The 11453-nt window shown below is 39.3% G+C and carries 10 protein-coding genes; 8 read left to right on the top strand and 2 right to left on the bottom strand.

What is annotated here, in order from left to right; all coding sequences use genetic code 11:
* Positions 1-170 precede the first annotated feature (170 nt).
* Both QWY93_RS10025 and QWY93_RS10020 read left to right on the top strand, forming a co-directional pair.
* Complete coding sequence (locus QWY93_RS10025; protein WP_290248094.1) at positions 171-1595, top strand: rubredoxin; 1425 nt, start codon at positions 171-173, stop codon at positions 1593-1595.
* Positions 1596-1628: 33 nt separating this feature from the next.
* The gene (locus tag QWY93_RS10020; protein WP_290248093.1) at positions 1629-2018 is read left to right on the top strand and encodes a DUF7009 family protein; all 390 of its coding nucleotides are present in this window, start codon (positions 1629-1631) and stop codon (positions 2016-2018) included.
* Positions 2019-2308: 290 nt separating this feature from the next.
* On the opposite strand, the gene QWY93_RS10015 is transcribed toward QWY93_RS10020, so the two are convergent.
* Positions 2309-2902, bottom strand: a complete 594-nt coding sequence (locus QWY93_RS10015; protein ID WP_290248092.1) for a DUF4202 domain-containing protein — start codon at positions 2900-2902, stop codon at positions 2309-2311.
* A gap of 642 nt (positions 2903-3544) precedes the next feature.
* Positions 3545-4318 carry a uroporphyrinogen-III C-methyltransferase gene (gene cobA, locus QWY93_RS10010; RefSeq protein ID WP_290248091.1) on the bottom strand — a complete coding sequence of 258 codons (774 nt, stop codon included), beginning with the start codon at positions 4316-4318 and terminating at the stop codon, positions 3545-3547.
* Positions 4319-4478: 160 nt separating this feature from the next.
* On the opposite strand from cobA, the gene nirB reads away from it, so the two are divergent.
* The 6 genes from nirB (at position 4479) to QWY93_RS09980 (ending at position 11444) form a co-directional block, all read left to right on the top strand.
* The gene (nirB, locus tag QWY93_RS10005; RefSeq protein WP_290248090.1) at positions 4479-6974 is read left to right on the top strand and encodes a nitrite reductase large subunit NirB; all 2496 of its coding nucleotides are present in this window, start codon (positions 4479-4481) and stop codon (positions 6972-6974) included.
* 52 nt (positions 6975-7026) lie between these two features.
* Positions 7027-7410 carry a nitrite reductase small subunit NirD gene (nirD, locus tag QWY93_RS10000; protein WP_290248089.1) on the top strand — a complete coding sequence of 128 codons (384 nt, stop codon included), beginning with the start codon at positions 7027-7029 and terminating at the stop codon, positions 7408-7410.
* A gap of 607 nt (positions 7411-8017) precedes the next feature.
* A complete protein-coding gene (locus QWY93_RS09995) occupies positions 8018-9835 on the top strand; it encodes an ATP-binding protein (protein ID WP_290248088.1) in 1818 nt (605 codons plus the stop codon).
* A gap of 19 nt (positions 9836-9854) precedes the next feature.
* Positions 9855-10535, top strand: coding sequence for a response regulator transcription factor (locus QWY93_RS09990; protein WP_290248087.1), 681 nt, complete (start codon positions 9855-9857; stop codon positions 10533-10535).
* Between the two features lie 241 nt (positions 10536-10776).
* Positions 10777-11016: a MoaD/ThiS family protein gene (locus tag QWY93_RS09985; protein WP_290248086.1), complete on the top strand. Its 240-nt coding sequence runs from the start codon at positions 10777-10779 to the stop codon at positions 11014-11016.
* An 11-nt stretch (positions 11017-11027) separates the two neighbouring features.
* A complete protein-coding gene (locus QWY93_RS09980) occupies positions 11028-11444 on the top strand; it encodes a molybdenum cofactor biosynthesis protein MoaE (RefSeq protein ID WP_290248085.1) in 417 nt (138 codons plus the stop codon).
* Positions 11445-11453 lie beyond the last annotated feature (9 nt).

Raw genomic sequence — 11453 nt, 5'->3', positions numbered from 1 at the left:
TTTGGCCTTTTCGATTTGATTAATTAGATTAAAATAAGGTGCATTAAGTTTCGAGCTGGAATTAAAAAAAATCTAATAAATTTACTGTACTGCCCCACCGTTATTACAGCCTTTGGGGCTGTAATAACCAGAAATTAAATTCCGGTATTTGGAACAAAAGGTAAATAAACATGCAAAAAGCAGATCTCGTCAGGGTATTTGTCCGGGGAGGGATTATTTCCCCCGGGGATTTTCTCAAAATGATACATACAGCCAATGAATTAGGCACCAGTTATATACACTTGGGTTCAAGACAGGACGTACTCTTTCCTTTGAAAAACAAAAACCTTGAAACTTTGGCCACCACATTTAAGGCCATAGACACAGAGTATGATACTGATGGAGAGGAATTCCAAAACGTAGTATCTTCCTATCCTGCCCTGGATGTAATGCCTACCACCCATTGGCTGGCTTCTCATAATTATCACTACATCCTGGACACCTTTGATTATAAGCCAAAACTTAAAATCAATATTACCGACCCGGTTCAAAGCTTGGTACCCCTATTTACCGGAAACATCAATTTCGTGGCTTCATCCCATGACAATTATTGGTACCTCTATCTCCGGTTTTCTGAAATTGATGTCAAACCATGGTGTGCACCGGATTTGATTTATGGTTATGATTTGGCCAGGGTTGCCAGGGCCATTGAGGAAATCAACCCGGTCAAAAGTGAACTCAAATACCCTGAGATCTATCAAAAGGCCAAGGAAATAACTACCCCCAACACCCAACCTGTGGAACAGGAATTGGATTATCCTGAAGCCACCACACCTTATTATGAAGGAATGAACAGGGTTGTTGGAGGAAAATATTGGTTGGGACTATATTGGAGGAATAACAAGTTTACCATCAACTTCCTAAAAGCCCTTTGCCAGTTATGCCTGGACACCAACATTGGTAAAATATGCCTTACACCTTGGAAATCAATCATTGTAAAAGGCATTGCAGAAAAAGACCGTTTGAGTTGGGAAAAATTGCTGGGAAAATACGGTATCAATATCCGGCACAGTTCTTTGGAGCTCAATTGGCACCTTCCTGTATTGGATGAGGAAGCCCTTGAAATTAAAAATTATCTGGTAAGGGCCCTTGATAAGCAAGATATCAGTACTTACGGTTTAAGCTTTTCAGTGAAAACAAAACACATGGCCCTGTTTACTTCTGTGGCCATTGAAAAAACCAAAAAGGAAAAGCCGAATGACCCTGACACCTTTAATATTCTATACAGCAAAGATTTTAACCCAAACCTTTCTGAATATTTCTATTACGCTAAAAATGTTCCGAAAGAAACTTTGCCACCCTTATTAATAGAATTGAGCTATAAATATTATGATCAATTGGAGGTAAGAAAAACTTCTGATCCTGTGGATACGGTAGAGGGTACTCCCAAAAAGCAACATAGGAAATACCAGTGTTCAAGCTGTTTGACAGTATATGACGAAAAGTACGGGGATCCGGAATCGGAAATAGCAGCAGGCACTTCGTTTTTGAAGTTACCCGAAGATTACAATTGTCCGGTTTGTGAAAGCCCTAAATCCGCATTTAAACTAATTTAATTATCAGTTAAAGAGGTAAACTAAAAGTATCCTATGAAATTAAGAATCAACAATAATTCCATCAGGTTAAGGCTTACCCAAACTGAAGTGGAAAAAATAGCCAAAGAAGAGGCCGTTCACCAGACTCTCCAACTTGGCGAAAAAGAGGTCTTACGTTATAGCCTTGTCCCTGAAAAAGACGTCGACTGCATTGGGGCAAACATTAAGGATAATGAAATCCTCGTAAAAGTCCCTGCACCTATGTCCACTAAATGGGCTACTACCGATGAAGTTTCTTTAAGACATGTTCAAAAAGAAAGTACGAACCATGAAAGCATTATTTTGATTGAAAAAGACTTTCAGTGCCTGCATAAAAGGCCTGATGAGGATGAAAGGGATAATTTTCCTAATCCCCATTCTATGGAAGATTACCAAAAATGCTAACCACCTAAACCCTAACCAACCAAGGGGGGATGAAGGATCATCCCCCCGTTTTATTTATAATCGGAATTAGTTGATATGGCTGCAATAGATAGTAGCCCAGTAGGTGCTGTGGCTATTAAGTAAAAAGATTAATGGATTTTTAAAAAAGAGGGAATAAATATGGTGATTTGTCTGGCCAAAAATCGAAGCATTAGATAGTTGAGCACAATACCCACATTTTTGAATTGAGGAATAAAAAAACCGGTGCCTGTATATAATGACACCAGGATCAGACTCAAACTTCTAATTTCTCACCCCTCCAATGCTTTTTTTACAATATCCAATGCCTCTTCAGAATACTCCATATTTAGAGCTGCCTTATGGCCATCTTCAGACATTTTCCTCCAGGTTTTTTGAACAATATCCACCAACTTTCCCTCCTCTTGTCTATGTTTAGCAATAAAATCATCAAAATAATATTTCAAAAAAACCAGACAAATCACATCCTCCAAAGTCTGGACATCCTCATCGGTTTTTAACCGTCTTTTATTAAGTAGATCATCAACCTTCTTGATGGTATCATCATCATAGCCATGTTTTTTCATAATAGAACTGGCCAGCTCCCCATGAAACTTCTTAAGTTTAGTACGCCACATCAAATAACCCTTCCGGTCCATAGGATATTCTTCCCTTGGGATTTCCCAGCGTTTAATATGTTGACACCTTGCAGCCAACCTAAGTGGCTCAGAAGCATTTGGACTAAATTTTTGCAACATACCACTCATTCTGTGTCCGTATACTAACTCTTTGGGAACCTCAGAGCCGTTGATCATTTCCAAATGAGGATCTTCTGAATTGATTTTATCAAACTCCTCTATGGTTTTTTCAAATTTACTATTATTCATTTTCAGGTTAATTCTGTTTAAAAATTAAAATAAAGCTAATTCCCCACAGATAAAAGGATAAAATCAGTTTTGAAATGAGAATTTGATGGATTAAGTTAAACCAATTAGGCATTTTTGGACAAACGCCAAGGCTGAAAGAATAAAGCTCCAACTGTTATTATGAAAAGACCATTAGCACTTAAACATTAACCAAGAAACTTTTCAGGAACAACCTTTCTTTAAAAGTCATTATTACCATTTAAATAACCACAAGGCTTAGTTAGCTAATATTCAGGATATTGATTTTTTTTAAGAAAAGGGCTGGTAATTTTTTTCAAACCATGAAACTGACAGACCTAATTTTCGACAAATGGGTCGTTGAATTAGGAAAGTCGAATGATCATACGGATTTTCCCTTCTTTATTCTTTTATCTTACCTCGGTTATACCACCGAAAATGGATAGCCAAAGCCTAAAAAGGGAAACCGATTATCAATACATGTAGCTCCAACTACCCAAAATCTCTTTCCAGTTTACTTCATAAAAAAAATCACCCACCAAAAAAACAACCCCACCAATTGGCGGGGCTATTTTAGTTAAACCAAAATGAAAAAATATATTTTTTCTCATCTGGCAACATCAACCTAATTTTATTGACACCTTCCTATTTGGTTACCACAAGGGAGTCTTGTCCAAGGAGATTTTTCAAATAGTCTTTTTTCTCCCCAACCACTTTCCCGATAACAATGATGGCAGGAGCTGAAATTTTTTCTTTTTTCTGGATTTCCATTATGTCTTTCAGTTTCCCTGTAATGGAACGTTCATTTTCCTTACTTCCATTCTGAATCAGGGAAATATCCTCTTCATTCCCTCTATACTGTTTAAAAAGGGAAACGATTTCAGGAAGCTTTTTCACTCCCATTAATATTATGACCGTGGCAGAAGACTGAGCAGCATAAAATAAGTCCTGCGCGGTAGAATGATCCTTTAAGGTACCGGTAACCACCCAAAAACTTTCATTTACTCCCCTCTTAGTCAATGGTATACCGCTTAATCCAGGTACAGCCATGGCACTACTGATGCCGGGCACATAATCAGTAGGCACACCATGCTTTGCAGCATATTCTAATTCTTCATGCCCTCTACCAAATACATAAGGGTCTCCCCCTTTAAGCCTCACAACATTCCCACAAGTTTTAGCATAATTGACGATCATCCGATTGATCTCCCTTTGCTGCCTATAGTGAAGTCCAGCCCTTTTACCAACAAATATTTTTAATGCTGTGTCCGGTACGTATTCCAGAAAAGCTTCATTGGCTAGGGCATCATATAAAACCACATCTGCCTTTTTAAGGACTTTAATGGCTTTTAAGGTGATTAAATCGGGATCTCCCGGTCCTGCACCTACGAGTGAAAGTTGAGGAATTACAGTCTTCATATGCCTTTATTACTTAATTGTTAAAACAAATTTAAGTATTTTTTTACGTATTTTTACGTATTATAAAAAATAATTTCTATCTTAGCATCTGAATTAGGCTAGCAAGCAAGCTTAATTACTTAGAAATAATAAATGACCCAATCATTTAAACTTATATAGTATGACAAAGGTAGTAGTAATCGGAAATGGAATGGTAGGCTATAAGTTTTGTGAAAAACTTAGGGTTTCCGAAGCGGGAAGTGACTTTGATGTCACTGTCTTTGGTGAGGAGCCATGGCCAGCCTATGACAGGGTTCATTTGAGTGCTTATTTCTCTGGATCAACTGCAGACGACCTCATTATGGCTCCTGTAGAATGGTACAAAGAAAATAAAATTGACTTGCGCACAAATGAACTGGTTGTCAAAATAGACCGAGACAAGAAGAAGGTGATCAGTCATACTGGAGAGGAAGTTTCTTATGATAAGTTAGTATTGGCTACAGGTTCTGGCGCATTTGTTCCGCCAATTGAAGGGGTGGAGAAAAAAGGTGTGTTTGTTTACAGGACCTTGGAAGACCTGGATGCTATTATAGATTACGGCAAAAAGGCAACATCTGCTGCAGTCATAGGGGGCGGACTTTTAGGACTTGAAGCAGCCAAAGCTGTTATGGACATGGGATTGGAGGCCCACGTGATCGAATTTGCACCCAGATTGATGCCACGTCAATTGGATGATGCAGGAGCTTCTATTCTAAAATCCAAGTTGGAAGACTTGGGAATTTCCATTCACCTAAGTAAAAACACCCAGTTAATTCAAGGCGATGGAGAAATGACCGGGTTGAAATTTGCAGATGATTCGGAATTACCTGTAGATATGCTGGTAATTTCTGCGGGTATCAAACCCCGCGATGAGTTGGCAAAAGATTGTGGATTGCCAACAGCTCCCAGGGGCGGTGTCATTGTGAATGAGTTTTTGCAAACCGAAGATGAGGATATTTATGCTATCGGTGAGGTAGCATCTTACCAAAATATGATTTACGGATTGGTTGCTCCAGGCTATGAAATGGCCACTCAGGTAGTCAATCAATTGGTTGAAGAGGAAGTAAAACCATTCCTTGGCTTTGACATGTCCACCAAACTAAAATTAATCGGTGTGGATGTAGGAAGTTTTGGAGATCCATTTGGAGAGGTAGAGCCTTCCAAGCCCATTGTTTATGAAAACAAAAACAGTGGTTTATATAAAAGAATAAACGTTTCCCTTGACGGAAAGAGATTGCTGGGCGGGATTTTAGTAGGAGATGCTACGGAATACAGCATGTTGTGGCAAATGGCCCAAAACAAAATGCCATTACCTCCTGAACCGGAAGATTTGATTCTCGGAGCCAGAGGAGGAAAAGAATCCGCAGGTGCCGGAGTGGAAAGTCTTCCTAATGAAGCCCAGGTTTGTTCTTGTGAAAATGTCACCAAAGGAGATATTTGCTCCATCATCGAAAATGATGGGGTAACCAAAATGGACGAGATCAAATCCTGCACCAAAGCCGGTACCGGTTGTGGAGGATGTGTTCCCATGGTCAATGACCTGCTGAAGCATCAGCTGAAGTCCATGGGTAAACAAGTCAAAAACGTTATTTGTGATCACTTTGACTATTCCAGACAAGAACTTTTGGATATCGTAAAAGTCAAAAAGATCAAATCTTACGATGAACTCTTAGATCAGTTTGGTAAAGGGGACGGCTGCGAGGTGTGTAAACCCGCAGTCGCTTCCATCCTCGCTTCCACTTGGAACGAATTGATTACCAAACAAGATACCATCCAGGACACCAACGACAGGTACCTGGCCAATATCCAAAAAGGAGGAACTTACTCTGTAGTACCAAGGGTACCAGGAGGAGAAATCACTCCAGATAAATTAATCGTACTTGGGGAGGTTGCCAAGAAATACGGCCTGTACTCCAAAATCACCGGTGGTCAGCGAATTGACTTATTCGGTGCCCGTGTGGATCAGCTTCCTGACATTTGGGAAGAATTGATCAATGCCGGATTTGAAAGTGGACATGCTTACGGTAAATCCCTTAGAACAATCAAGAGTTGTGTAGGTTCCACATGGTGCCGATATGGGGTTCAGGACTCTGTATCCTTTGCTATCCAGGTGGAAGAAAGATATCGAGGTTTACGTTCCCCGCACAAAATAAAAGGTGCTGTATCAGGATGTATCAGGGAATGTGCCGAGGCCCAAAGTAAGGACTTTGGTATCATCGCCACAGAAAAAGGCTGGAACCTTTATGTATGTGGAAACGGAGGATCTAAACCACAACATGCTCAGTTGCTTATCAACGATGTAGATACAGAAACTTGCCTTAAATACATAGATAGATTCTTGATGTTCTACATCAGGACTGCCGAACCACTTACCAGAACAGCTACTTGGCTGAACAAATTGGAAGGTGGTATGGATTACCTGAGAGATGTTGTAGTTAATGACAGTTTGGGCATTGGGGAAGAACTGGAAAAAGAAATGGAGTTCATGATCCAGACATACGCTTGTGAATGGAAGGAAGTAGTGAACAACCCTGAACTGAGAGCAAAATTCAAACACTTTGTCAACTCTGATGAGGAAGATCCCAACTTAGATTGGCAGGAAATGAGGGGACAAAAAATCCCTGCTTCCTGGGGCTAAGCTACCCAATAACCTATTCAACATTTACAAGTGACCTTTAATTTAGAAAAATATGATATCTGAATTGGAAAAATATAAAACAGCGGATTCGTCCAAAGTTAAAACGTGGTATAAGGCAGCCCCGGTAAGTGCCTTCCCTGAAAATGGGGGTGCATGCATCAAATATAAAGACCTACAGATTGCCGTTTTTAACTTCACCAGAAGGAATGAATGGTATGCATGCCAAAACCTTTGCCCTCATAAAATGCAGATGAGCCTCTCCAGAGGAATGATCGGATCAGAAGGGGAAGAGCAGGAACCCAAAGTGGCTTGTCCTTTCCACAAGAAGACCTTCTCCCTTAAAACGGGGAAGAACCTCAGCGGCGACACATGCGATATAGCCACCTATCCTATTAAGATAGAAGACGGCTACGTGTATGTTGGTTTTGAGGATTAATTTATGGAACAATTAGCTAGTAGACCTATTTTTCTCACTAAGCAGGGTTTGGTTGATGGACCCTGCTTTTTTATTTTCCCTCCTCCCAGCCATTACCTAAAGACTATGAAACAATATTCAATATTGTTTAGTAAAATATTGAATTACTAATGAAAGCCAACTTACAATTGATTGTGTAACCGTTGACTACCAACTATTAACCAATCAACATTTTACCTTTTCCAACAACATCCTTCATCAGATCAAAAAGTTTAACTTTTTTCCCTTTTGATCTTAAAGTATTCATTGAATAAAAATTGAATCCTACCCCAACCCTTAAAAACCGGAAGGTTTTACAATAATGTTGGTACAAAAAAATATCCCCCCTTTACGTAAATATTTTATTTATACTTACCAGTTTCACAAAATCATCCAAAAAGCCATTAAAGGAACCATTCATATAAATTACTTCACTTATATTTGGCCTAGAAATCAACTTTCACCCCTAAATCCCTGAATATTTTTGGGATAGGGAATACCAAAGAAGCCGCTAGACCTTCAAAGAATCCGCTAAGGCGCTTAACTTTTTAAGTGTTTTTACGTAATTTTAAAGTCTTGCAATAGCATTATGGAAAACTCATCCCTTACGGAAAAACCAAAATTTGAAAAATTGGGCAGGTACTATATGGTAGCCCTTTGCGCCATAGCTACCAGCATTATCATCAGTCAAATTTTGGTTCAAAAATTTATCAGTGAACAAAAAAATGATTCACGGGTGGTCAATCTGTCCGGAAGGCAAAGGATGCTTAGCCAACGCATAAGTAAATGCGCACTCCTTTTGGGTGATTCCACCAATACCGAAAAAAGAGAACAATACCTGGACGAACTGGAAACTTCCTTGGAAAATTGGCAAGTAACCCATCAGGGGCTACAGGAAGGGAACCTAGAATTGGGCATAAACGGAAGAAACAGTAAAAAGATCAATCTTCTGTTTTCTGAAATAGAAAATGACCACAATCAAATGGTCCAGGCTGCGCAGGCTATTATTAAAAAACTAAAAAACAATATAAATATTCCAACGGATAGTTTGCGTAAAGATATCCGTCAGATTATTGATCACCAACAGGAATTCCTTTCTGGGATGGATTTGATTGTTTTTCAGTATGACAATGAGGCCAAGTCCAAAGTCATGAACTTAAGGAGCATTGAGCTTTTCCTATTGGTCTTATCCCTAGGGGTAATCCTTTTTGAGATATTCTTTATCTTTATCCCCTCTGCCAAGACCATTCGGAAAACTTTCAAAAAACTTTTACAATCCGAACAAAAGTCAAAAAAAATGACTTTGGAACTCAGTGCACTTTACAGTTCCTTAGAACAGGCTTACCAGGATTTACTGGAGGTAGATGTAGCGGTGGATGATGTCACCGTATATGCCAAATGCAATGCAAAGGGGAATTTCATTCATTTCTCTGATCAGTTTTCTCAATTGATGGAATTTGAAGAGGACAAACCCAAAAACCTATTCACCTGGCTTCAGGATCAAGGTTATAACCCTGAATACCTGGAAAATATAAAAGAGATGGTATTAAGCGGTCGATCCTGGAGTGGGGAGATAAAGCTGGTAAACGCCATGGGGGATTTTGTTTGGCTTAAAATGAACATTATCCCAACCATGAATGACTTTGGCAAAGCTGAAACCCTTATGATCATCAGCACTGATGAAACAGAGAAAAAAGAAGCAGAAGCCATTTCTCAAGAAATCAACAGGGAAAGGATAGAGCAAAAGGTAAAAGAGCAGCAATTCCGCTCCGCACTGATCCTGGAAGGGCAGGAAGAAGAAAGAAAAAGGATTTCCCGGGACATGCATGATGGAATAGGCCAACTCCTTTCCGCCATGAAATTCAACCTGGAGGGCATACACTCAGTAAACTCGGAATTTGAAAAAGAAAAGCTCAAGACTACCCGGGATTTACTTAAAAATGTTATCAAGGAAGTCAGAAGGATTTCATTTAACCTGACGCCAAGCGCCTTGTCTGATTATGGAATTGTCCCCGTATTAAACAAATTTTGCCGGGAAATCACCAAGCTGTCGGATTTGAAGGTCACCTTCGAAAACCAAACTGGATTTTTATCCAGGTTGGAGGGAAAGGTCGAAAACAACCTTTACCGGATCTGTCAGGAAGCTGTAAACAATGCAATCAAATACGCAGAGGCAGAAGAAGTCAAGATCACGCTATCCCATAATTCACAGTTTCTCAATGTAGAAATCAAAGATAATGGGAAAGGATTTGACATGAAAAAACTGGAGGAAAAGGGCCATTTATCAGCCTCAGGCCATGGGTTGTTCAATATCCGTGAAAGGGCCAACTTCATCAACGGCCAATGTACCATTACTTCAGAAAAAGGAAAGGGTACAACCATAGGTATCAACCTTCCTTTAGATTAAGTTAATTAAAAATTAAACCATGGAAAAAATAACAGTAGTATTAGCAGATGACCACTTGGTGGTCAGAAGTGGGATCAAAAACCTTCTGGAAAATGAAGGAGAGGTAAAAGTCATTGGTGAAGCTTCCAATGGTGAAGAGGCCCTTGAGGTAGTCAAAAAATTAAAACCAGACTTATTGATAATTGATATTCGGATGCCGGTGATGAATGGCCTTGACGCCACAAAAAAATTAACCAGCAATGACTCTTCCACCAAAGCACTTATCCTTTCCATGCATGATGACGAGGATTATATTTTGCAATCCATAGAAAGTGGAGCATCAGGTTATCTCCTAAAGGACACTAGCAAGGAAGAGTTTATGAAAGCAATCAGAGCCATTCACCATGGAGGCAAATATTTCAGTGGAGATATTAGTCAGGTACTTGTCAATAGCTACCTTAATGTAAGAGACAGAAAGGTCACCCAAAAAATAAGTGCGATTAATGAGTACGATATTACCAAAAGGGAAAAGCAAATTCTCAAGATGATTGCTGATGGAATTGGTAACAAAGAAATCGCAGAACAATTGGGTAAAAGCATAAGAACCATAGAAACCCACCGTTTTAATATCATGAAAAAACTAAAAGTGAACAATGTGGTGGAATTGCTCAAAAAACTGGAGGATGAGCCTGGACTAAAACAACACATAGAAAGCGCTTAAAAAGCAAATCAACTTTACAACAACACCTTACAAAGGCGTAATTGTGAGTTCATCTTATATTTGCTATCTTGCGAGCCAAGGTTAATATTTCATGATTACGCAAAACTCCTACGTAAACAAAATACGTATTTATACGTATTTTGCATTATTTTTTATACCTTGCGCAAGTGTTGAGAATAGCCTGTTTAATAAAGCTTTTCTCAATAGAAAGAAATATTGACAATTTAATCAAATAGCGATTATGAAGATTAACGCTTTCGGAATTGCCAAAGACATCACAGGAGCTTCTCAAATTGAATTTCCTATGGAAGAAACATTTGTAAAGGTCAAGGATCTTAAAAGCCTGCTTTACCAAAAGTACCCGGATCTGATCAACCTGCCCTCTTTGGCCATTTCAGTAAATTTGTTTTATGCCAGTGAAGAAACCATTGTCAATAAACACGACGAAGTAGCATTGATTCCTCCAGTAAGCGGAGGTTAAAAAACAATAGCATGGAAAGCCATATTGCCATCACCCCCGAAATCAACATTCAGGAAGGATATGAGAATTTGATAGACCCAAAAAGCGGGGGAATTTGTACTTTTATCGGTACGGTAAGAGACCTTAACAATGAAAAAGAGGTAAGCAACCTTTTTTTTGAAGCTTATGAAAAAATGGCCATTTTAAAATTAGAAGAATTGGCCCAGGAGGCCGGATCCAAATGGCCTCTAAACAAGGTCGTCCTTATCCATGCAGTAGGGATGAAAAAAATCACCGACCCTGTTGTTTTTGTCGGTGCATCCTCAGCCCATAGGGACGCAGCATTTCAAGCCTCTCGGTATCTTATCGACAGGCTCAAAGAGGTTGTTCCCATTTGGAAAAAAGAAACTTACCAAGACCATAGCTCTTGGATCAACGCTCACCCGTAAAATACACGC

Source organism: Echinicola jeungdonensis, from assembly GCF_030409905.1.
In the GTDB taxonomy this organism is placed as follows: Bacteria; Bacteroidota; Bacteroidia; order Cytophagales; family Cyclobacteriaceae; genus Echinicola; species Echinicola jeungdonensis.
This window is presented reverse-complemented; position numbering and strand designations above follow the sequence as displayed.

What these genes read in the sequence shown, in the direction of transcription:
- QWY93_RS10025 (WP_290248094.1), top strand. Translation starts at nt 171, where the DNA reads ATGCAAAAAGCAGATCTCGTCAGGGTATTTGTCCGGGGAGGGATTATT.
- QWY93_RS10020 (WP_290248093.1), top strand. Translation starts at nt 1,629, where the DNA reads ATGAAATTAAGAATCAACAATAATTCCATCAGGTTAAGGCTTACCCAA.
- QWY93_RS09980 (WP_290248085.1), top strand. Translation starts at nt 11,028, where the DNA reads ATGGAAAGCCATATTGCCATCACCCCCGAAATCAACATTCAGGAAGGA.
- QWY93_RS09995 (WP_290248088.1), top strand. Translation starts at nt 8,018, where the DNA reads ATGGAAAACTCATCCCTTACGGAAAAACCAAAATTTGAAAAATTGGGC.
- QWY93_RS09990 (WP_290248087.1), top strand. Translation starts at nt 9,855, where the DNA reads ATGGAAAAAATAACAGTAGTATTAGCAGATGACCACTTGGTGGTCAGA.
- cobA (WP_290248091.1), bottom strand. Translation starts at nt 4,318, where the DNA reads ATGAAGACTGTAATTCCTCAACTTTCACTCGTAGGTGCAGGACCGGGA.
- nirB (WP_290248090.1), top strand. Translation starts at nt 4,479, where the DNA reads ATGACAAAGGTAGTAGTAATCGGAAATGGAATGGTAGGCTATAAGTTT.
- nirD (WP_290248089.1), top strand. Translation starts at nt 7,027, where the DNA reads ATGATATCTGAATTGGAAAAATATAAAACAGCGGATTCGTCCAAAGTT.
- QWY93_RS09985 (WP_290248086.1), top strand. Translation starts at nt 10,777, where the DNA reads ATGAAGATTAACGCTTTCGGAATTGCCAAAGACATCACAGGAGCTTCT.
- QWY93_RS10015 (WP_290248092.1), bottom strand. Translation starts at nt 2,902, where the DNA reads ATGAATAATAGTAAATTTGAAAAAACCATAGAGGAGTTTGATAAAATC.